This is a genomic window from Streptomyces sp. NPDC001222 (assembly GCF_042896945.1).
Classification (GTDB): domain Bacteria; phylum Actinomycetota; class Actinomycetes; order Streptomycetales; family Streptomycetaceae; genus Streptomyces; species Streptomyces gibsoniae.
In genome coordinates this window covers 285,365-304,955 of sequence record NZ_JBIAXT010000007.1, presented here as the reverse complement: position 1 = coordinate 304,955, position 19,591 = coordinate 285,365, and the positions used below count along the sequence as shown (strand labels likewise).

Here is a 19,591-nt window from a genome sequence, read left to right as displayed (position 1 = left end):
GGTGCTTGCACCCAGCGTCCATTCTTGTGATGCTATGACCGCTTTTGACGGTGAGTTGACAGAGGCGTTGACGGATGAAGAGGTGGCGTTGACCGTGTCGGCCAGTACTGCGCCGCCTCAGGACGAGGCTCCAAGCCCGAGTCCCGGCCGGCACCGGACACCCGCCACAACTTCCGCACGGCCCCAGGAATCCGACACCGCCCCCTACGAGCCCCAGGAGCCCGACACCGCACGCCCCGCCCCCCAGCCCCCCGACAGGACCGCCTCAGCCCCTTCCACCCCCTCCACCACGTTCACCTCACCTGCCTCATCCGCCGCTCAACCACCGGACAGCACGCCCTCCTCGTCCGCACCACCGAACGGTGACCCCTCCGCACCCCCCGACGGCGACCCCTCCACCCCCTCCGACGCCGAGGACGACGACTCGACGACCACCCCCCAAAAGCGCCGCGGCGCCGACACCCGGGCCCTCACCCAGGTGCTCTTCGGCCAGCTCAGGGACCTGGAGCCGGGCACGCCGGAGCACCAGCGCGTACGCGGGGCGCTCATCGAGGCCAACCTCCCGCTCGTGCGCTACGCCGCCGCCCGCTTCCGCTCCCGCAACGAGCCCATGGAGGACGTCGTCCAGGTCGGCACCATCGGGCTGATCAACGCCATCGACCGCTTCGACCCCGACCGCGGCGTGCAGTTCCCGACCTTCGCGATGCCGACCGTCGTCGGCGAGATCAAGCGCTACTTCCGCGACAACGTCCGCACGGTCCATGTCCCGCGCCGGCTGCACGAGCTGTGGGTGCAGGTCAACAGCGCCACCGAGGACCTCACCACGACGCACGGGCGCTCCCCGACCACCGCCGAGATCGCCGAGCGGCTGCGCATCACCGAGGAGGAGGTGGTGGCCTGTATCGAGGCGGGGCGCTCGTATCACGCCACCTCGTTGGAGGCCGCCCAGGAGGGTGACGGACTGCCGGGCCTCCTCGATCGGCTCGGCTACGAGGACCCGGCCCTCGACGGGGTCGAGCACCGCGACCTCGTACGGCATCTGCTCGTCCAGCTGCCGGAGCGCGAACAGCGGATCCTGCTGCTGCGCTACTACAGCAATCTGACCCAGTCACAGATCAGCGCCGAACTGGGTGTATCGCAGATGCACGTGTCAAGGCTCCTCGCCAGGAGCTTCGCGCGACTGAGATCCGCAAACAGGATCGACGCCTAACTCACGCGAGCGAATCACCCGCAAGAGTTCTTGCCGACAGTTCTGCGCTGAAAGGTCATCAGAACTCCTCCAACCAGGGCGCATTCACCTCTTGCATGTCGACATGTCACTACAGCGTGTTGCCGACATGTGACATTCTTCCGGGAGCGCGTTTGCCGCAGCCTCGTGGCCGGTATTCAGGTGGAGGCTGCGTTCCCTACGACGGGAGCGTCCGCCGCGACCGTCCCGCGACCCAAAGGGGGTGGCATGTCCGCAGACAAGGGCAGCTCGAAGGTGCTCACGCTCATGCAGAGCGACTCCGCGCCCGATGTGCTTCAGGACCTTCAGGCCCCTCAGGACCTCCCGGGTGCCGAGACCCTCCCGGCTCCCGAGGCACCGGACCTTCCGTCCCCGGAGGCCATCGACACCCGCACCCTGTCCCGCTCCCTCTTCCTGCGGCTCGCCGCCCTCGACGAGAACAGCCCTGAGCGCCCCTACGTCCGGGACACCCTCATCGAGCTGAACCTCCCCCTCGTGCGCTACGCCGCCGCCCGCTTCCGCAGCCGCAACGAGCCGATGGAGGACATCGTCCAGGTCGGCACGATCGGGCTGATCAAGGCGATCGACCGGTTCGACTGCGAACGGGGCGTGGAGTTCCCGACGTTCGCGATGCCGACGGTCGTCGGTGAGATCAAGCGGTTCTTCCGGGACACGTCGTGGTCGGTGCGGGTGCCGCGCCGGCTGCAGGAGCTGCGCCTGGCGCTCACCAAGGCCAGCGACGAACTGTCGCAGAAGCTCGACCGCTCGCCGACGGTCACCGAACTCGCCTCCGTGCTCGGAGTGTCGGAGGAGGACGTGGTCGACGGCCTCGCCGTCGGCAACGCGTACACGGCGTCGTCGCTGGACTCGCCCGCTCCCGAGGACGACGGCGGCGAGGGCTCGCTCGCGGACCGTCTCGGCTACGAGGACTCGGCGCTGGAGGGCGTGGAGTACCGCGAGTCCCTCAAGCCGCTGCTGGCCAAACTCCCGCCCCGCGAGCGGCGGATCATCATGCTGCGCTTCTTCGCGAACATGACGCAGTCGCAGATCGGCGAGGAGGTCGGCATCTCGCAGATGCACGTCTCCCGGCTGCTCACCCGCACGCTGGCACAGCTGCGAGAGGGTCTGATCTCCGACTAGGGCGTATTGTGAAAGTCCCGTCGTTCGCCCGAAGGGCGAGGCAGGCGGGACTTCGCAACACGCCCTCGGGGCCTGATTCCACAGCGCAGGGACCGTCCGACGCCCCGCCCGTGCCGCCCCGTTCGCGAGAACGGCCCGCCGGGCGGGCCTGCCGGTCCGGAGTGACCTCCACGGCCGGGCGTCGCCAAACCCGGTCGTACGAGCGCGTTCACCCGGTGGCACGGCAAACGCCCGCAGCGCGGCGCCCGTTGGTTACGCCGTGCCGAGCGCACGTCGCGGAGCCCGCGCGCGCGAGGGCACGGGCCGGCGACGGTCGTGAGAAGACGGGGGAGAAGGCGGCCGGCTCCTTCCGGAGTCCGGCTGCCCCTTACATCAGCGCGAGCCAGGCGACCGCGGCGACGATCACCACGGCGGCGACGACACCGACGATCAGGCCGACGCGCGGCCCTGCCGGAGCGGACGCCTGCTGCCTGCCCTGCGGCGCCTCGTCGACGAACGCACGGAACATCTGCGTGCTGCCGGCGGGGTCGTAGTTGCCCTGGGGGCCCTGGGTGTTAGCCATGGCCCGAGACCCTAGCGAATACCCGGGTGCCGCCCAAGTGGGGGATCCGCTCTCACACCCGGTCTCCACCGGAACAGCCCGGTCCACGCCCTGGCGACACATGGTCCCCCACCTCCCACCTCGTCGTTTACGTTCGCAACACTTGCCTTTGCCAAGTTTTTGCCCCGAAAGCCGCCGATTAATTTGCCTGCAGCAACCAATCTCCCTACGGTTGCTCCAGGCAACGAATTGGAGGAGGTGCGATGGCCGCGCAGGCCCAGTACGAGGAACTGGCACGTCAGCTCAGCGCCGTCGGGGCCGTGAAAAGGGACTTGGGGCGGATCCTGCCGCCCGACTGCCCGGGCGGCTCCGCTGCCGTGCTGACACTGCTCGGCCGTCACGGCGACATGCGCATGAGCAAGCTCGCCGAGCTGCTCGCCGTGGACATGTCGGTCACCAGCCGCCATGTCGCCCATGTCGCGGAGCGCGGCTGGATCGAGCGCTCCCCCGACCCCGCGGACAGACGCTCCCGCATCCTGCGCCTGACGGCGGCCGGCCACGTCCAGCTCGACGAACTGTCCCGGCGCAGCACCGACCTGCTGGCCGAACGGCTCGCCGACTGGTCGGACGACGACGTCGGCCGCCTCATCCAGCTGATGACACGACTGCGCGAGAGCTTCGGCGACTGCCGCTCCGCGCCCCGGCTCGCGCACTTCGCCCCCGCGGCGGAATCCGTTGCCGACCGGACCACCCGTACACCCGCATAACGTAAGAAAAGGAAGCCCATGGCAACGACCACACCAGCCGGTGTGCGGGCTCACGCCAAGCACGGGGGAGGCTCCCCGGACGGCGCTCCGATGACACACCGGCAGATCATGGAGGCCCTGTCCGGCCTCCTGCTCGGCATGTTCGTGGCGATCCTGTCGTCCACGATCGTGTCCAACGCTCTGCCGCACATCATCGGCGACCTCGGCGGCGGCCAGTCCGCCTACACCTGGGTCGTCACCGCGTCGCTGCTGGCCATGACCGCGACCACCCCGCTGTGGGGCAAGCTCGCGGACCTCTACAGCAAGAAGGCGCTCGTCCAGATAGCCCTGGTCATCTATGTCCTGGGTTCGATGACCGCGGGCCTGTCGCAGAACCCCGGCATGCTCATCGCCTGCCGTGTCGTCCAGGGCGTCGGCGTCGGCGGTCTGTCCGCGCTGGCGCAGATCGTCATGGCGGCGATGATCTCCCCGCGTGAGCGCGGCCGTTACTCCGGCTACCTGGGCGCCACCTTCGCCGTCGCCACCGTCGGCGGCCCGCTGATCGGTGGTGTCATCACCGACACCGACTGGCTCGGCTGGCGCTGGTGCTTCTACGTCGGTGTGCCCTTCGCGATCCTCGCGCTGATCGTGCTGCAGAAGACCCTGCACCTGCCCGTGGTGAAGCGGGACGTCAAGGTCGACTGGGCCGGCGCGTTCTTCATCTCCGCCGCCGTCTCCCTGCTGCTGGTCTGGGTCACCTTCGCCGGTGACAAGTACAACTGGCTGTCGTGGCAGACGTACACCATGGTCGCGGGCGCCGTCGTCCTCGCCGCGATCTTCGTCTTCGTCGAGACCAAGGCCGCCGAGCCGATCATCCCGCTGCGGCTGTTCCGCAACCGCACCATCACCCTGTCGTCGCTCGCCTCGCTCTTCGTGGGTGTCGCGATGTTCTCCGGCACGGTGTTCTTCGCCCAGTACTTCCAGCTGGCCCGCGACAAGTCCCCGACGATGTCCGGTGTGCTGACCATCCCGATGATCGGCGGCCTGTTCGTCTCCTCCACCGTCTCCGGCCAGATCATCACCAGGACCGGCAAGTGGAAGGCCTGGCTGGTCAGCGGTGGTGTGCTCATCACGGCCGGACTGGGTCTGCTCGGCACCCTGCGCTACGACACGGACTACTGGAAGACCGCCGTCTTCATGGCGCTCATGGGCCTCGGCATCGGCATGATGATGCAGAACCTGGTGCTGTCCACGCAGAACCAGGTGGCACCCGGCGACCTCGGTTCGGCCAGCTCCACGGTGACCTTCTTCCGGTCCCTCGGCGGTGCGATGGGCGTCTCCGCGCTCGGCGCGTTCATGGCCCACCGGATCACCCACTACTTCACGGACGGCCTCGCCGACCTCAGCCCGAAGTACCAGCGGCTGGCGGCCCATTCGAGCTCGGACGGCGCCATCCCGGACCTGGCGAAGCTGCCCCGTCCGCTGCGCACCCTCATGGAGAGCTCCTACGGCCACGCCATCGGCGACGTCTTCCTGGTCGCCGCGTGCCTGGCCTTCCTCGCCTTCGTGATCACGCTGTTCATCAAGGAGGTCCCGTTGAAGACCCAGGGCGGTCTGGCGCAGGCCGCGGCGGCCGCGACCGAGGAGGCCCCGGCGGTCGCCGCGACCACCGCCGCGATACCCGCCCCGGCCGAGGAGAAGGTTCCCAGCTGGGCCGTGGCGAGCACGGAGGCCACGCCCGACGGCACGGCCACACAGGTGCAGCACGCGGCCGTCGCCACCATCGCCGCCCCCGGTGAGTCCACGTCCTCCGGCGGCGTCCCGGTGCGCGGTTTCGTCCGCGGCGCCGAGAGCGCCGCGGTCCCGCAGGCAGCCGTCACGCTGATCTCCCTCGGGGGACGCCAGCTGGGCCGGTCGGTCGCGGGGGCCGACGGCTCCTACGCGGTGGACGCGCCGGGCACGGGCACGTACGTCCTGATCGCCTCCGCCGACGGCCACCAGCCGCAGGCCTCCACGATCGTGGTGAACGAGGAGCCGGTGTCGTACGACATCCTGCTCAGCGGCACCAGCGGTCTGACCGGTGTCGTGCGTGCCACCGAGACCGCGCTGCCGGTCAAGGACGCCATGGTGATCGTCACGGATGTCCGCGGTGATCTGCTGGCCACCGCCACCACCGGCGAGCAGGGCGACTTCGTCTTCGCCGAGCTGGTGCCGGGCTCCGTCACCGTCGCGGTGAACGCCGTCGGCTTCCGGCCGCGGGCGCTGCCGGTCGAGGTGGGCGGCACCGGGGTCACCCGGATCGAGATCGACCTCGACTCCGGCGCCCAGATCCAGGGCGTGGTACGGGCCCCGCACGGCCCCCTCGCGGACGCCCGGGTGACCCTGGTGGACGCGGCGGGCAACGTGGTCGGCACGGCCACGACCGGCACGGACGGCGCGTACGCCTTCACCGACCTGAACAACGGCGAGTACACCGTCATCGCCACCGGCTACCCGCCGGCGGCCACGGCCGTGAACGTGAGCGGTCGCGGCGTCGACGACCACGACATCACGCTGGCCCACCCGGGCGAGTAGGCCGGACCCCGGCCCGTGGGGGCGCGCTCTGAGCGGAGGTGCGCCCCCGCGGGCCGGTTTTTTGAGCCTTCTACGGGGATATTCAAGGATTTAGAGGGAGACCACACGATGGCACTGACCGCACGGATCCGTACGCGGGACGGCTGGGCCGTGTCGCACGCGGTCGTCACCGTGACCGACATGACCGGTACGCAGGTGCTGCGCGCCGAGGCCGACGCGGAGGGGACCATCCGGGACACGACGACGCTGACGCCCGGCGCGTACACGGTGATCGTGACCGCGGTCGGGTACGCGCCCGCCGCCTCCAGCGCGATCGTCACCGCGAGCGGCCGCGCCGAGATCGGCACCGTGACGCTGGCCCGGCAGGGCGGCGCCGAACTGCCCCCGCCCGGACCGTGGACCATCGACCCGGTGCACTCCTCGGTGGGCGCGGTCGCCCAGCACCTGGGCATCTCCAGCGTGCACGGACGCTTCACCGAGTTCTCCGGGCGCATCGAGATCGCCCCGGACGAGGTGCAGAAGTCCCGCGTCGAGGCGGTCATCAGCGCCGCGTCCATCGACACGGGCAACAGCATGCGCGACACCCATCTGCGGTCGGCGGACTTCCTGGACGTCGAGACCTATCCGCAGATCACCTACCGCTCGGCCGGCCTGACGGCCGCGGGCTCCGACCGCTGGACCGTCCACGGTGAGCTGACCATGCGCGGCATCGTCCGCCCGGTCGACCTCAGCCTCGCCTACCTCGGCACCGGCGCCGACCCGTGGGGCGGCACCCGCGCGGCCTTCCGCGCCACGGCGGAACTGCGCCGAGAGGACTTCGCGATGAACTACAACCAGGTCCTCCAGGCGGGCATCGCCGCGATCGGCACCACGCTGCGGGTGGAGCTGGACGTCCAGGCGGTGCAGGGCGACTCACTCCCGCAGGCGTAGGCACGGCAGGGTCAGGCTCCCGGGGCCGCTGAGCGCCTAGGCTTGCGTCCCATGGCACCGAACATCGCGACGAACACCTCCGTATCGCGGGACGAGCTGCTGGACTTCGTCCGTCCCCGGCACCGCGCGATCCTGCTGACCCGGCGCGCCGACGGCAGCCCCCAGGGGTCGCCGCTGACCTGCGGGGTCGACGACTCGGGACGGATCGTGGTCTCCACGTACCCGGAACGGGCCAAGACGCGCAACGCCAAGCGGGACGAGCGGGTCAGCCTGATCGTGCTCAGCGACGAGTGGAACGGGCCGTGGGTCCAGATCGACGGCACCGCCGAGGTCGTCGACGCGCCGGACTCCGTCGAGCCGCTCGTCGAGTACTACCGCAACATCGCGGGCGAGCACTCGGACTGGGACGAGTACCGCGAGGCCATGGTCAAGCAGGGCAAGTCGATCATCCGGATCACCCCGGTGAAGTGGGGCCCGGTGGCGACCGGCGGTTTCCCCGCCCGGCTCGCGCCCCCGCAGGACTGATCGCCGGGGGGCCCGCGGCCGTCACCCCCGGGCGACCATGGCCTCGATCCCCGCGATCAACGTCCGCAGCGCGAACGTGAAGTCGCGGTCGCGCATCTCCTCCACCGTGTCACCGCCGCGGGCCTCGATGAGGTCCGCGGTGTGGTGTGCGACCTCGCTGTGGTCGGGGCTCTCCGTCACCGCGCTCAGCGCCTGTCGGACGTACTCGTCCTGGGTCGTCCCGGCCGCGGCACAGCGCTCGATGAAGTGGCCCTCGATCGTGCCGAATCCGTACACGAACTGAAAGACCGCGGAGATCGCACCCATCTGGCCGTGCGCGGGCAGCCCGGTCAGCCGGATCACCCGCTGCACGGCCAGCGAGAAGGCCACGGCGTGCGGGCCGATGTTGAGGAACCGCCCGGCCAGCGGTGACAGCCACGGATGGCGCACCAGCAGCGCCCGGTACTCCGCGGCGAGCGCCCGCAGCTGATCGCGCCAGTCCCGGTCGGAGTCGGCGGCCGGCAGCCGCATCTCCCCGAAGACGGCGTCCAACGCCAGCTCCAGCAGATCGTCCTTGGTGTCCACGTACCAGTAGACCGACATCGCCGTGACGTTGAGCTCGGCGGCCAGGCGGCGCATCGAGAACCTCGCGAGGCCCTCCGCGTCCAGCAGTCGTACGGTCGCCGCGGTGATCCGGTCGCGGTCCAGTCCGGACGGCTGACCGCCGCCCCCGCGCGGGCCACCACCCCGGGGCGCCTTGCCCTCCAGCCAGACGCTGGTCCGCGCCGGGCGCCCCGCCCGCTGGGCCGTCTTCACCATGGCGCACCTTCCTCGACACTCGACCGCTGATCACGATGCCAGGTGACCCCTGGGGGCGCGAGGCCGTCTCCCGCACGGTGACGCCACGCGGTCACCATCCCCGAGTCTTCCCGTTCCGCCGCCGCGAAAAAGCGGTGGACCGGGCGTGTGCCCGGCCCACCGCTTCGAGGCCGTCCCTGGGGTTCCGCCGACCGGGCGTCAGCCGCCGGTCTTGCGCGTGAGGTCGTAGAAGGTGGCCGAACCGGCCGTCACCTTCTTGAAGTTCTTCGTCACCCACGTGCTGATCTGCGAGGACACGTTGGAGTCGCCGGTGCCGCCGCCCCCGCCGCCGAAGCCGCCGCCGGAGATGAAGTAGTGGATCCTGCCCTGCGCCACGTACCTCTCGAACTGGGCGAGCGTCGGGGACGGGTCGCTGCCGTTGAAGCCGCCGATCGCCATCACCGGGTCACCGGTGGCGAGCTGGTAGCTCGCGGCGTTCTGGGAGCCGATGGACGCGGCCACCCAGGTGTAGGTCCCGGCGTCCTTCTCCAGCAGCTTCTTGGCCGCGGAGCCGACCTCGGCGCCGTTGAGCAGACCGCCCATACCGCCGGCGCCGCCCATGCCGCCCTCACCCGTCCGGCCGCCGCCGGGGAAGCCGTTGCCCTGCTGGCTCCGGCCGGTGCCGTGGCCCTGCTGCTGGTTCTGGCCCTGCCCGTTCTGGCCGGGCATCCCGCCGCCGGGGAAGCCGCCCATGCCGCCCGTGCCGCCGGTGCCTCCGGTCCCTCCGTTTCCGCCCGGGAAGCCGTTGCCCTGGGCGCCGTTGGGGGTGGTGCCGTTGCCGTTCTGCCGGCTACCGCCCGGCATGCCGCCGCCGAAGCCGCCGCGCATGCCGCCACCGGGGCGTCCGCCGGGGCCGCCCATCATGCTCGCGCCCGCCGGACCGGCGGTCACGATCGAACCGGTGTGGCCCTCGTTCACCGTGGTCAGGGTGTACGCGGTCGGACCCGCGAGGGCGGCCGTGAAGCTCAGGGCCAGCGTCGCGAGGGCCAGCCGCCGCCCGAGCCGGGCCACGAAGATCAGGCCGAGCGCACCGGCCAGGCCGCCGAGGAGGACGAGCCACTTCAGCCAGGGCAGATAGCCCGGCGTGCGGTTGAGGAGCACATACCCCCAGGCCGCGGTCGCCGTGGTGGTGGCCGCCAGCGTGAGCGACGCCCACGTCTTCGACCGCTCCTCCCACAGCACCGTGACGCCCATGCCGACCAGGGCGGCGATGTAGGGCGCAAGGGCCACCGTGTAGTACTGGTGGAAGATGCCCGCCATGTAGCTGAAGACGACCGCGGTCATCAGCAGCGAACCGCCCCAGGCGAGGAACGAGCCGCGCGTCAGGTCCGTGCGCCGGGCCTTCCGGGTCAGCACGAGGCCCGCGACGAACAGGATCAGCGCGGCCGGCAGCAGCCAGGAGATCTGGGAGCCGATCTCGGAGTTGAACATCCGGTTCCAGCCCGTGGCGCCCCACTGGCCGCCGTTGCCGCCGCCCATGCCGCCGACACTGCCGGTCTCGTCGCCGTTGATGCGGCCGAGGCCGTTGTAGCCGAAGGTCAGCTCCAGGAAGGAGTTGTTCTGCGAGCCGCCGATGTACGGGCGCGAGGACGCGGGCCACAGCTCCACGATCGCGACCCACCAGCCGCCGGAGACGACCAGCGCGACCGTCGCGAGGCCCAGCTGCACCAGCCTCTTCCTGAGCTTCACGGGCGCGCAGACCCCGTACACGACCGCGAGGGCGGGCAGGATCAGGAAGGCCTGCAGGGTCTTCGTCAGGAACGCGAGGCCGACCGCGGTCCCCGCCCACACCAGCCACTTGGTGCGGCCGTCCTCCAGGGCCCTGATGACGAGGTAGACGGTGAGCGCCATCAGCAGCGCGAGCAGCGCGTCCGGGTTGTTGAACCGGAACATCAGCGCGGCGACCGGGGTGAGCGCGAGCACGGCACCCGCGATCAGGCCGGCCGCGGGACTGAACCGGCGCCGGACGGCCGCGTACACCACGGCGACCGTGAGGACGCCCATGACGACCTCGGGGACGAGGATCGCCCAGGAGTTCAGGCCGAAGACCCGCACCGACAGGGCCATCGGCCAGAGCGCGGCCGGGGGCTTGTCGACGGTGATCGCGTTGCCCGCGTCCAGCGAGCCGAAGAAGAGCGCCTTCCACGACTTGCTGCCGGCCTGGACCGCCGCCGAGTAGAAGGAGTTGGCGTACCCGGAGGCGCTCAGGCCGTACAGGTACAGCACTCCGGTGGCGAGCAGCAGACCGAGGAACGCCGGGCGCGCCCACCGCGGGTCCTCGGGCCGGCCCCGCAAAAATCTCCGCGCGAGCGGCTGCCTGGGCTCACCGGCGCCGGGGGCGGGCGCCGACGGGGTGACGGGCTGCTGCGACTCGGCCGTGGGCGGTCCCCAGAACCGCGGATCCGCGCCCTCTCGGTGGGTCGGCTGCTCGTACTGCGTGGTCATCGGTAGTCCCTAGGGTCGGTGTCCTGCGGACGCACCGGCTGCAGTGGCATGGTCGCGTCCCTCCAGATGGCGCGGTCCGCGTCGGCACCGGCGCGGAACGGGGTGGGGTCGTACGAGGACTGGGGCGCCGCGGAGCGCTGGGGCAGCGAAGGTTGCTGCTGGGAGTGCTGGTGCGGCTGGTACTGGTGTGGCTGGTACTGGTCCTGGTGCGGCTGGTGGGGGTGCTGCGGGAACTGGTGCGTCGCGTACGGACCGGCGGCGTCGAAGGCCGGGGGAGGCGTAGGGCCGTCGTCGTGCCGGTCCGGGAAGACCCAGGCCCTGAAGAGCAGGAACCGCAGCACGGTCGCCGCAAGGTTGGCGGCGACCAGCACCGCCAGTTCCGTGGAGTGCGCGGGGTTGCCGATCGCCGCGTTCAGGGCGGCGAGCGAACCGCTGGTGAGGACGAGACCGATACCGAACACGACCAGGCCCTGCGCCTGGTGCCGGACGGCGCCGCCCCGGCCGCGCACCCCGAAGGTGAGCCGGCGGTTGGCCGCCGTGTTGGCGACCGCCGAGACCAGAAGGGCGAGCGCGTTGGCGATCTGCGCGCCCGAGAACTGCCGGAAGAGGCTGTAGAGCGCCAGGTAGAAGAGGGTGGACAGACCGCCGACCACACAGAAGCCGACGAGCTGGCGGGCCAGGCCCCGCGGCACGTCCTGGATGTCCCGGTCGCGCGGGTCGTCGCCGAACGGCCGGGCGAGCCGGTCCAGCGGCAGCGAGCCGCCGGCCAGCGCCTTGCCGATCCGCCACACACCCTTGAGGTCGTCGGTCGCCGTCTTCACGATGTGCACGGTCGAGTCGGGGTCGTCGACCCAGTCGACCGGCACCTCGTGGATCCGCAGACCGGCGCGCTCGGCGAGGACCAGCAGCTCGGTGTCGAAGAACCAGCCGGTGTCCTCCACCAGCGGCAGCAGCACCTGGGCCACATCGCGGCGGATCGCCTTGAAGCCGCACTGGGCGTCCGAGAACCGGGCCTGGAGCGAGCCGCGCAGGATGAGGTTGTAGGCGCGGCTGATGAACTCCCGCTTGGGACCGCGCACGACCCGGGAGGCGCGGGCGAGCCGGGAGCCGATCGCGAGGTCGGAGTGGCCCGAGATCAGCGGTGCCACCAGCGGGAGCAGCGCGTTGAGGTCGGTGGAGAGGTCCACGTCCATATAGGCGAGGACCGGGGCGTCCGAGGCCGACCAGACGGTCCGCAGGGCGCGGCCGCGGCCCTTCTGCTCCAGGCGGACCGACCTCACCTCCGCGACCTGAGCCTCCAGCCGTGCGGCCACCTCGGGGGTGGTGTCCGTGGACGCGTTGTCCGCGATCGTGATGCGGAAGGCGTAGGGGAACGTACGCGTGAGGTGCTCATGGAGCCTGAGCACGCACGGCTGGAGGTCCTTCTCCTCGTTGTAGACGGGGATCACTACGTCCAGGAGCGGCGTGCCGGCTCCGGCGGCCGGGAGGTGCTCCCGCGCCGGCAGGGTGCCGGGAGAAGAATCGGTTCGCATGGAACCGACTCTTCTCAAGCGCCCTGTCGCACCCGTGTGGTGGCGCTGTGGTGTGCCTGTGAGTGCGGTTGCCGGTTCGTTTCGGACGCGGGTGAGGGCGCGTACGGGGCCAGCGCGGGCACATGCACGGTGAACACCGTCCGCCCGGGCACGCTGTCGACGGTCACCGCGCCGCCGTGCGCGGCCGCGACGGCCTGCACGATGGCGAGCCCGAGACCGGTGGAGCCGGTGGCCCGGGAGCGCGCCGAGTCGCCGCGCGCGAACCGTTCGAAGACATGCGGCAGCAGGTCGGGCGGAATGCCCTGGCCGTCGTCCTCGACGTCCACGCACAGCCAGTGCCCTCGCCGTGCGACGCGTGCGGTGACGGTCGTACCGGGCGGGGTGTGGGTGCGCGCGTTGGCGAGCAGATTGACGAGCACCTGCTGGAGCCGGGCGGCGTCCGCCAGGGCGAGCGCCGGCTCGTCGGGCAGTTCGAGCCGCCAGTTGTGGTCCCGGCCGGCCGCACGCGCGTCGCTGACGGTGTCCACGACGAGTGGCACGAGGTCGGTCTGGTCGAACTGGAGCGGGCGGCCCGCGTCCAGCCGGGCGAGCAGCAGCAGATCCTCGACGAGGAGGGTCATCCGGCCGGCCTCGGACTCGATCCTGCCGAGGGCGTGCCGGGTGTCGGGTCCGGTCTCCTCACGGCCCCGCCTGGTCAGCTCGGCGTACCCCCGGATGGAGGCGAGCGGGGTACGCAGCTCATGGCTGGCGTCGGCGACGAACTGCCGTACCCGCATCTCGTTCTGCTGCCGTGCGTGCAGGGCGCCGTGGACATGGTCCAGCATCCGGTTGAGCGCGGCCCCGACCTGCCCGACCTCGGTGTGCGGATCGGTCTCGGACTCCGGCACCCGTTCGTCGAGGGTGACCTCGCCGGTGTGCAGGGGCAGTTCGGACACCCGGGTGGCGGTCGAGGCCACCTTGCGCAGGGGCCGCAGGGCGAGCCCGACGAGCACGGATCCGGCGATCCCGGCGGCGACGAGACCGGCGGCGGTGACGCTGACCTCGACCACGATGAGAGTGTCGATGTTGTCGGTGACGTCGGAGGTGGGCAGCGCGATGTAGTAGCTGCCGCGAGTGCCCGACACATACATGACCCGGTACCCGCCCAGGCCCGGGATGTCGACGCTGTGGATGCCGCCCTTCTTCGGCACGGTGGCGAGCGCGGCGACCTGCGCGGCGTCGAGCCGGCTGAGGACCATGCCCTTGTCATTGTTCGCCCGGGCGACGGCCGCCTTGACGATCCGGCCGGTCGAGTCGACCACGGCGGCGACGTTCCTGGGCTGCGTCCCGCCCTTGGTGAGGATGAAGTCGAGCTTCGCGTCCGCCGAGTCGACCTGGTCCGAGGCGCCCGGCAGGGATCCGGTGCCGGACGGCGATTCCGAGCCGCCGCCGGGTCCGGGCGGTCCCCCGTCGGGTACCCCTCTGGGCGGCCCGGCGGCACGTCGGCCGGCCTCGCCCACCTGCGCGTTCTTCTGCTGGTTCAGATGCTGGCTCAGCGCGATCGTCGTCACCGTGCCGATCACCGCGCACACCACGGCGATCAGTGTGACCGCCGAGACGACGAGCCGGGCCCGCAGCGTGCGCGGCTGTCGTGCTCGCCTCTGCGTACGCGGCCGTCGTCGGCTGCTCATGACACCGCGGGCTTGATCAGGTAACCGGCGCCGCGCCGAGTGTGGATCATCGGCTCACGACCCGCGTCGATCTTGCGCCGCAGATACGAGATGTACAGCTCGACCACGTTGGCCTGGCCACCGAAGTCGTACGACCACACACGGTCGAGGATCTGCGCCTTGCTGAGCACGCGCCGGGGATTGCGCATCAGAAAGCGGAGCAGCTCGAACTCGGTGGCGGTCAGGTGGATGCTGTCCCCGGCCCGCCACACCTCGTGACTGTCCTCGTCCAGGGTGAGGTCACCGACGACCAGCACGGACTCCGAGCGGCGGTCGGCGGCGCCGGAGCGCCGGATCAGTCCGCGCAGCCGGGCCACGACCTCTTCCAGGCTGAACGGCTTGGTGACGTAGTCGTCCCCGCCCGCGGTCAGACCCGCGATCCGGTCCTCCACGGCGTCCTTGGCGGTCAGGAAGAGCACCGGCACGTCGGGCAGGTCGCGGCGCAGCCGCCCGAGGACACTCAGGCCGTCCATGTCCGGGAGCATCATGTCCAGGACGACGGCGTCGGGCCGGAACTCGCGTGCGGTCTGGATCGCGCCGTGCCCGTCCCCCGCGCTGCGGATCTGCCAGCCTTCGTAACGCAGAGCCATGGACAGCAGTTCGGTGATCGACAGCTCGTCGTCCACCACCAGCACTCGGACGGGGCTCCCGTCCGGCCTCAGCAGTTCGGTGCGCCCGTGGGGCGAGGTCGTGGTCATGGTGACACCTTGTCCGCGGCCCCTGAGAAAGCCCTTTCGCGAGTCTGTGATTTCCCTGAGAAACACACAGGCGCCTCTCAGGCAGCCCCTGGATAGATCGCCAAATGACCTGGTTCCAGGGGCCGATGGCCCGGCCACGGGGCGCAGATGAGACGGAGATGAGTGCCCGGGGCCGTGAAGCGGCTGTGAGCGGACTGGGGATGAGCGGTACTCAGCGGGGCGGGGCGGCCGTGCCCCGGTCGAAGGCGTGGCTGCGTTCGACCTTGGCGATGTGCAGCGAGTACGACTCGTACCACTGGGCTCGCCCGCGCTTCTGGGCCGCGCGGTGCTCCTGATTGCTCCGCCACTCCTCGATGGCGGCCAGGTCCCGGAAGTACCCGACGGTGATCGACAGTCCGCCCGGCGCGGTGGCCTGGTCCATGCCGAGATACCCGGGAACCTCCTTGACCAGCTCCTCCATCTGCTCGGCGGTCTCCCCGTATCCCTCGCGGTCCTCGGTGGGCCGGGAGGTGAAGACCACGGCGTAGTAAGGGGGTTCGTGGGCGGGGACGGGGACCGGGGATGCCTCGGGCGTACTGCGGTGATCGCTCATGGCACCACGATCGGCGGCGACACGACGTCCGTCCACCCCTTTCTCAGAACAACCCGTCCTGTACGCCCGGCGCCCCCATCTCCCTGATTGGCACGGTCAGTTCCTCCTCTGTGGTCCCCGTCAGCTCCCACCCCGTCATCAGCCGTGTGTCGAGTACGACGACCCCGCGTCCGGTGGCCAGATGGAGATCGGGCCCGGCGGCGACGAGCAGCTCACCGCTCACCACCCCGCCGGCGGTCAGCTCGCTCACCACGGCGTCCGCCCGCCGAAGCCCCTCCAGCCCGAACACCGCGCCGTGGTCGACGGCCCGGAACGGCGCCCGCTCCAGCGACTCCGGCCAGCCGGCGAGCCCCACCGCCCGCGCATGCAGCTCCGCCAGCTCGGCGGCCCGCTCCCCGGCCGGCGGCAGCGCGGACCGCACCGCGCGCTTGTCGGCGTACGGAATCCGGTCCCGTACCCCCAGCGCGGCCCGCAGCAGCTCCTCGGTGCGGCGCGCCGCCATCAGGGGGCCCTGTCCCAGCCAGCTGAAGGTGACGGCGCCCTGCTCCAGCAACCGTGCCGGTCCGCGCTCGGCCGCGGTGATACCGACCTTGACCAGGCCGGGCCCGAAGCAGGCCAGATACACACGGTACGGCCGTGGATCGTCAGCGACGGTGTCGGCGGCCACCGAGTGCGCCCGGTCCAGTCGCGCGCACTCATCGCACCGCGCGCCGGTACTCCGCCCCGACACCCCGGTCCGCGTCGGGCATCCGTGCCCCCGCGCCCCCACACAGGTCCGGACGCTCCCCGGCACGACCGCGAAGGCCACCCGGCTCCCCCGTTCCAGCTCACTGCGCCGCCCCCCTTCCCATCGCAGCGTCGGCCCGCCGTCGACCCACGACAGCCCCGTACATCTCCACGCCCGACTCATCACCACCGAGAGTAGGCGCCACCACTGACAACGCCTTCGGCTCCCGGCCGGGCGAGGGCATCCAGCCGTGCGAGAAGGAGGAAGTCCTCCAGATGCCGGCCGGCACCTACTGACCCGCACCCGGTCCCGGAACACGTTTCAGGCCAGGCCGACTGCCTTGTGCGAGCCAGGCGTTCGGGGTCGGACCCTCTTGACGATGTTCTGACACGTCGCCGTATTGACCGCGCGCTCCGCACGGCGTTGCATCTTCCCTGCCCGGGCGGGTGTCCGGGCAGAGAGCTGGGACGATGACTGAGGGTGCCGGACCCGGACTGATCAGGGTCGCGTACTTCGAGCGGACGTCTGCGCTGATGACGTTCGCGGGCGCGGTGTTGTCCGAGGGGTTGTTGCTGGTCCTGGTCGAGACGACGCACCGGCTGGAGACCTTGCTGGTGGGCGCGGTCGCGGTCACTCTGGTGTGCCTGGCGCTGCTGCCGTTCGGTCTCCGACTGCCCACCCGGCGCCGCCGCAAGTACGAGCAGGCCGCGCGGATCGGCGTCGTCGAGGAGCCGCGCGCCGGCCAGGACGCGGCGCGGCGGCTGTCGCTACGGCGCACGGCCGGCTTCGTCGGCGCAGTGGCCTGCTGGACGGCGATCACCGGCGTCACGTTCCAGGACCTGATGCCGCCCATCATGTTGGTCGGGCCGGCCGTGACCCAGTGGGCCCGCTCCCGGGGGACAGCCCGCTGGGAGCGGGAGAACGGTGCGGCCCTGTGGCAGGACGTGCCCGGGGTCCTGGGTGTCCGCAACCCGGTGTTCCGTCTGTCGGCAGCGGGCGGGATGTGAATCCCACGGCGCCTTCGGCCGCCCCAGGTGATCTGCGCACTCGGCAGGCTGCGAACCCGGATCGGCCCACGAGCCTGTCGAGCCGCTCCAACGTCTTCACCTGCGGCAGTCCTCCCGTCCGATGACGAGGGGGCGCATCATCTCGCTGACGCACGGGATCGGGCGCCCATCGGCCCACATGCCGGCGTCTGCATCGCCACGATGATCATGGTGACCGGCATCCCTTCGTCCAGCCGGCAGGCGCTGCTGCGTCAGCTGACCGCGCTCGGCACCGACCTCCTGCAGGCGCAGCCGAACCAGGACGGCGGCACAGCGGCATCGCTCCCGCAGAACGCCGACGTGATGGCCCGCGGGATCGGCCCGGCCACACACTCCTCCGCGGTCGCCAACGCCCACCAGAGCATCCGGCGCACCGATCGCGGAGGCACTGGCCGGACTCCATGCCAAGGGATGGGCCCATGGTGACGTACAACCCGCCCACTTCATCATCGGGCCCGAACGGACACACCTCATCGACCTCGCCCTGGCCCGTGGCGAACGCATCCCCGAGGGGTACGACTTCCCGTTCCGCGGCTGCCTCGTCCACTACGAAGCACCGGAGATCGCGCGCAGCGTGCTCGCCACGGGAGAAGCCGAGCCGACACAGGAAGCGGACGTCTACGCCCTCGGAGCCTCCCTGCTCATCTCCGCCACCGGCTGGCGGGCGGTCGAATACCCCGACGATGCTCCTCGCCCCCTCCAGAGGCAGGCCGTGGCGAACGGCAAGCGCCGCCCCGTGAAGGCGCCCGGTGAACTGGGAGAACTGATCGACGCCATGCTCAGCCACGCTCCCGAGGACAGGCCCACCATCTACGAGGTGGGCAAGGCCCTGAGCTGATCCCGAAGCGCCGGTTCATCGGCGCCGGCCACACGGCTGCAACCGACAACGCAAAGACCGGACCACCCCTCAGCCTGGACAGCATTCCGGGTGGTCCGGTCACGAATCCCTGATCAGGACCCCGGTGCCGATGGCACCGGGGCGATCGGCGTGCTCGGATGCGGGTGCTGCCACAACTGCGGCTCCACCTCGTCGAGTTAGAGAGGGTTCCGACCTGAGCCACCGAAAGTCAGCCACGACGACGGGTGCACCGAACGACCACCCGCCACGTGTGTTTCCAGCAACCCCGCACCGGCCTCAGCCACACTTCCTCTTTGCGTCGCGGACCGCACCTCGACCCGGCCTGAGCGTTGCCGACGTGGCATGGCAACTGGGCTCGAACTGCGGCTCTCTGAGTCGTGTGACCCGGAGCGGCAGGCGATTGGCGGGCGTGGTCGTGGTCGGTGGGTGTCGACCCGGCCCTGGTGCTCGGAGTGGTCGGATTGCCTCCTGGTCTGACTCTTCGCCTTGGCGAGGCTGCGCGCTGAGCGGCGGGGGGCCGCCGGAACGGTGGCGGAGACATGGAGCGGCGGCGGCCACGGGCCGCCAGCGCGCGCGGGCCGCCGTAGGCGGGCCGCCTTGATTCCCAGCACTCCGCCTTCGACCGCGTCGGGGACGTGCTCAGGGGTGACGGCAACGGACCGGACGATGGCGACGGTATGACCGGTGCTCTCGCAGCCGTCTAACTGTTGCTCCTACAGCCCGCCGCTGACGGCATGTCACGGCACAACTGATCCTGGTGCGACTGCGCCGCAGCCCCGCCAAAGACGATGACGCAGATCAGGGCAGCCATGATGACCTGGGCGACAACCGTTACGGCGGCCCCGGCCCGCGCAGCGATCGCGGCCGCCGCGATGGCGAGGACTCCGACTCCGCCAGCGGCGGCCAGGTAGTTCCACAACGAGTCGGTCGTGACGGTCTTGCCCGGGTCGAGGTTGAACCCGGACAGGAACCAGAGTCCAAAGATCACCGCCAAGGCGATCAGTTCCAGGAACACGAGACCGCATCCGGCTCCGATGTCGGCGCCCCGGTCGGCACGGCGGCGCCGTACCGGGCCGGTGGTCGCGTCGAAGGCCGGCGGGGCGACGGGTAAGTTCATACTCGCCACCTTGCTCGTGCGGGCGAGGCGGGCGCATGAGTACGAGTACTCAGCTCCGCCCAGGTGGGTCCCATGATCCACCTGACACCCCTGATCGGCCCCGCACCCGCCGCGTGAGGCGGTTGCCGTCAAACACTGCCGTCAAGGCAAAAGCCAGAGGCCCTGTGGATCACTCCACAGGGCCTCTGATCTGTTGCGCACTCGGCAGGATTCGAACCTGCAACCTTCTGATCCGTAGCTCTACAGAGATCGGTCAACGAGGGTCATAGAGGCTGCCGTTCGGTCCGTCCGAGTGGCTGTCGGTCATGGTCGGTTGCTGGGGTTGCTGTACTTCGCTGCTGTACA

The 19,591-nt window shown here is 70.8% G+C and carries 17 protein-coding genes, 1 tRNA gene and 1 pseudogene; 9 read left to right on the top strand and 10 right to left on the bottom strand.

Annotation, left to right across the window (positions count from 1 at the left end; all coding sequences use genetic code 11):
• Positions 1-82: 82 nt before the first annotated feature.
• Entirely contained in the window at positions 83-1,210 is a 1,128-nt protein-coding gene (locus ACFY2Z_RS13560) for a SigB/SigF/SigG family RNA polymerase sigma factor (protein ID WP_390744346.1), read from the top strand.
• A gap of 246 nt (positions 1,211-1,456) precedes the next feature.
• Positions 1,457-2,368, top strand: coding sequence for an RNA polymerase sigma factor SigF (locus tag ACFY2Z_RS13555; RefSeq protein WP_390744322.1), 912 nt, complete (start codon positions 1,457-1,459; stop codon positions 2,366-2,368).
• A gap of 367 nt (positions 2,369-2,735) precedes the next feature.
• Here the strand turns inward: ACFY2Z_RS13555 and ACFY2Z_RS13550 are convergent, their stop codons facing one another.
• Positions 2,736-2,930: a hypothetical protein gene (locus ACFY2Z_RS13550; RefSeq protein ID WP_365158586.1), complete on the bottom strand. Its 195-nt coding sequence runs from the start codon at positions 2,928-2,930 to the stop codon at positions 2,736-2,738.
• A 242-nt stretch (positions 2,931-3,172) separates the two neighbouring features.
• Here ACFY2Z_RS13550 and ACFY2Z_RS13545 point away from each other — a divergent pair, with 242 nt between their 5' ends.
• The 4 genes from ACFY2Z_RS13545 to ACFY2Z_RS13530 all read left to right on the top strand — a co-directional run bounded on the left by ACFY2Z_RS13545 (position 3,173) and on the right by ACFY2Z_RS13530 (position 7,684).
• Positions 3,173-3,676, top strand: a complete 504-nt coding sequence (locus ACFY2Z_RS13545) for a MarR family winged helix-turn-helix transcriptional regulator (protein ID WP_390744321.1) — start codon at positions 3,173-3,175, stop codon at positions 3,674-3,676.
• 18 nt (positions 3,677-3,694) lie between these two features.
• Positions 3,695-6,229, top strand: coding sequence for an MFS transporter (locus ACFY2Z_RS13540; RefSeq protein ID WP_390744320.1), 2,535 nt, complete (start codon positions 3,695-3,697; stop codon positions 6,227-6,229).
• A 108-nt stretch (positions 6,230-6,337) separates the two neighbouring features.
• Positions 6,338-7,159 carry a YceI family protein gene (locus ACFY2Z_RS13535; RefSeq protein ID WP_390744319.1) on the top strand — a complete coding sequence of 274 codons (822 nt, stop codon included), beginning with the start codon at positions 6,338-6,340 and terminating at the stop codon, positions 7,157-7,159.
• A 51-nt stretch (positions 7,160-7,210) separates the two neighbouring features.
• Complete coding sequence (locus ACFY2Z_RS13530; RefSeq protein WP_390744318.1) at positions 7,211-7,684, top strand: PPOX class F420-dependent oxidoreductase; 474 nt, start codon at positions 7,211-7,213, stop codon at positions 7,682-7,684.
• 21 nt (positions 7,685-7,705) lie between these two features.
• On the opposite strand, the gene ACFY2Z_RS13525 is transcribed toward ACFY2Z_RS13530, so the two are convergent.
• The 7 genes from ACFY2Z_RS13525 to ACFY2Z_RS13495 form a co-directional block, all read right to left on the bottom strand.
• Positions 7,706-8,482, bottom strand: a complete 777-nt coding sequence (locus ACFY2Z_RS13525; RefSeq protein ID WP_390744317.1) for a TetR/AcrR family transcriptional regulator — start codon at positions 8,480-8,482, stop codon at positions 7,706-7,708.
• 198 nt (positions 8,483-8,680) lie between these two features.
• Positions 8,681-10,966, bottom strand: a complete 2,286-nt coding sequence (locus ACFY2Z_RS13520; RefSeq protein WP_390744316.1) for an ArnT family glycosyltransferase — start codon at positions 10,964-10,966, stop codon at positions 8,681-8,683.
• Positions 10,963-12,498: a glycosyltransferase gene (locus ACFY2Z_RS13515; protein WP_390744315.1), complete on the bottom strand. Its 1,536-nt coding sequence runs from the start codon at positions 12,496-12,498 to the stop codon at positions 10,963-10,965. Before ACFY2Z_RS13515 ends, ACFY2Z_RS13520 begins: the two co-directional genes overlap by 4 nt.
• A 14-nt stretch (positions 12,499-12,512) precedes the next feature.
• Positions 12,513-14,168, bottom strand: coding sequence for an ATP-binding protein (locus ACFY2Z_RS13510; RefSeq protein WP_390744314.1), 1,656 nt, complete (start codon positions 14,166-14,168; stop codon positions 12,513-12,515).
• Positions 14,165-14,905 carry a response regulator transcription factor gene (locus ACFY2Z_RS13505; RefSeq protein ID WP_390744313.1) on the bottom strand — a complete coding sequence of 247 codons (741 nt, stop codon included), beginning with the start codon at positions 14,903-14,905 and terminating at the stop codon, positions 14,165-14,167. The genes ACFY2Z_RS13510 and ACFY2Z_RS13505 overlap by 4 nt, the downstream gene beginning before the upstream one ends.
• Before the next feature lie 211 nt (positions 14,906-15,116).
• On the bottom strand, positions 15,117-15,497 hold the full coding sequence (locus ACFY2Z_RS13500) for an antibiotic biosynthesis monooxygenase family protein (RefSeq protein ID WP_390744312.1): 381 nt from the start codon (positions 15,495-15,497) through the stop codon (positions 15,117-15,119).
• 43 nt (positions 15,498-15,540) lie between these two features.
• Positions 15,541-16,407 (bottom strand): DUF2797 domain-containing protein, encoded by an 867-nt coding sequence (locus tag ACFY2Z_RS13495; RefSeq protein WP_390744311.1) that lies wholly within the window; start codon positions 16,405-16,407, stop codon positions 15,541-15,543.
• A gap of 287 nt (positions 16,408-16,694) precedes the next feature.
• Here ACFY2Z_RS13495 and ACFY2Z_RS13490 point away from each other — a divergent pair, with 287 nt between their 5' ends.
• From ACFY2Z_RS13490 to ACFY2Z_RS13480, 3 genes and pseudogenes are all read left to right on the top strand, one after another.
• Positions 16,695-17,231, top strand: a complete 537-nt coding sequence (locus ACFY2Z_RS13490) for a hypothetical protein (protein WP_390744310.1) — start codon at positions 16,695-16,697, stop codon at positions 17,229-17,231.
• 201 nt (positions 17,232-17,432) lie between these two features.
• Positions 17,433-17,696, top strand: coding sequence for a hypothetical protein (locus tag ACFY2Z_RS13485; protein WP_390744309.1), 264 nt, complete (start codon positions 17,433-17,435; stop codon positions 17,694-17,696).
• Positions 17,653-18,108, top strand: a pseudogene (locus ACFY2Z_RS13480) (protein kinase family protein); the annotation flags it as partial. The gene ACFY2Z_RS13485 and the pseudogene ACFY2Z_RS13480, both read left to right, overlap by 44 nt.
• A 721-nt stretch (positions 18,109-18,829) precedes the next feature.
• Here the strand turns inward: ACFY2Z_RS13480 and ACFY2Z_RS13475 are convergent.
• Both ACFY2Z_RS13475 and ACFY2Z_RS13470 read right to left on the bottom strand, forming a co-directional pair.
• Positions 18,830-19,246: a DUF6234 family protein gene (locus ACFY2Z_RS13475; protein ID WP_390744308.1), complete on the bottom strand. Its 417-nt coding sequence runs from the start codon at positions 19,244-19,246 to the stop codon at positions 18,830-18,832.
• A 196-nt stretch (positions 19,247-19,442) separates the two neighbouring features.
• A tRNA-Tyr gene (locus ACFY2Z_RS13470) sits at positions 19,443-19,543 on the bottom strand.
• Between the last annotated feature and the right edge of the window lie 48 nt (positions 19,544-19,591).

Bases quoted from the DNA above. Each gene is read 5' to 3' on its own strand.
- ACFY2Z_RS13555 (WP_390744322.1), top strand. From the start codon at position 1,457: ATGTCCGCAGACAAGGGCAGCTCGAAGGTGCTCACGCTCATGCAGAGC.
- ACFY2Z_RS13550 (WP_365158586.1), bottom strand. From the start codon at position 2,930: ATGGCTAACACCCAGGGCCCCCAGGGCAACTACGACCCCGCCGGCAGC.
- ACFY2Z_RS13545 (WP_390744321.1), top strand. From the start codon at position 3,173: ATGGCCGCGCAGGCCCAGTACGAGGAACTGGCACGTCAGCTCAGCGCC.
- ACFY2Z_RS13540 (WP_390744320.1), top strand. From the start codon at position 3,695: ATGGCAACGACCACACCAGCCGGTGTGCGGGCTCACGCCAAGCACGGG.
- ACFY2Z_RS13535 (WP_390744319.1), top strand. From the start codon at position 6,338: ATGGCACTGACCGCACGGATCCGTACGCGGGACGGCTGGGCCGTGTCG.
- ACFY2Z_RS13530 (WP_390744318.1), top strand. From the start codon at position 7,211: ATGGCACCGAACATCGCGACGAACACCTCCGTATCGCGGGACGAGCTG.
- ACFY2Z_RS13525 (WP_390744317.1), bottom strand. From the start codon at position 8,482: ATGGTGAAGACGGCCCAGCGGGCGGGGCGCCCGGCGCGGACCAGCGTC.
- ACFY2Z_RS13520 (WP_390744316.1), bottom strand. From the start codon at position 10,966: ATGACCACGCAGTACGAGCAGCCGACCCACCGAGAGGGCGCGGATCCG.
- ACFY2Z_RS13515 (WP_390744315.1), bottom strand. From the start codon at position 12,498: ATGCGAACCGATTCTTCTCCCGGCACCCTGCCGGCGCGGGAGCACCTC.
- ACFY2Z_RS13510 (WP_390744314.1), bottom strand. From the start codon at position 14,168: ATGAGCAGCCGACGACGGCCGCGTACGCAGAGGCGAGCACGACAGCCG.
- ACFY2Z_RS13505 (WP_390744313.1), bottom strand. From the start codon at position 14,905: ATGACCACGACCTCGCCCCACGGGCGCACCGAACTGCTGAGGCCGGAC.
- ACFY2Z_RS13500 (WP_390744312.1), bottom strand. From the start codon at position 15,497: ATGAGCGATCACCGCAGTACGCCCGAGGCATCCCCGGTCCCCGTCCCC.
- ACFY2Z_RS13495 (WP_390744311.1), bottom strand. From the start codon at position 16,407: ATGAGTCGGGCGTGGAGATGTACGGGGCTGTCGTGGGTCGACGGCGGG.
- ACFY2Z_RS13490 (WP_390744310.1), top strand. From the start codon at position 16,695: ATGACTGAGGGTGCCGGACCCGGACTGATCAGGGTCGCGTACTTCGAG.
- ACFY2Z_RS13485 (WP_390744309.1), top strand. From the start codon at position 17,433: ATGATCATGGTGACCGGCATCCCTTCGTCCAGCCGGCAGGCGCTGCTG.
- ACFY2Z_RS13475 (WP_390744308.1), bottom strand. From the start codon at position 19,246: ATGAACTTACCCGTCGCCCCGCCGGCCTTCGACGCGACCACCGGCCCG.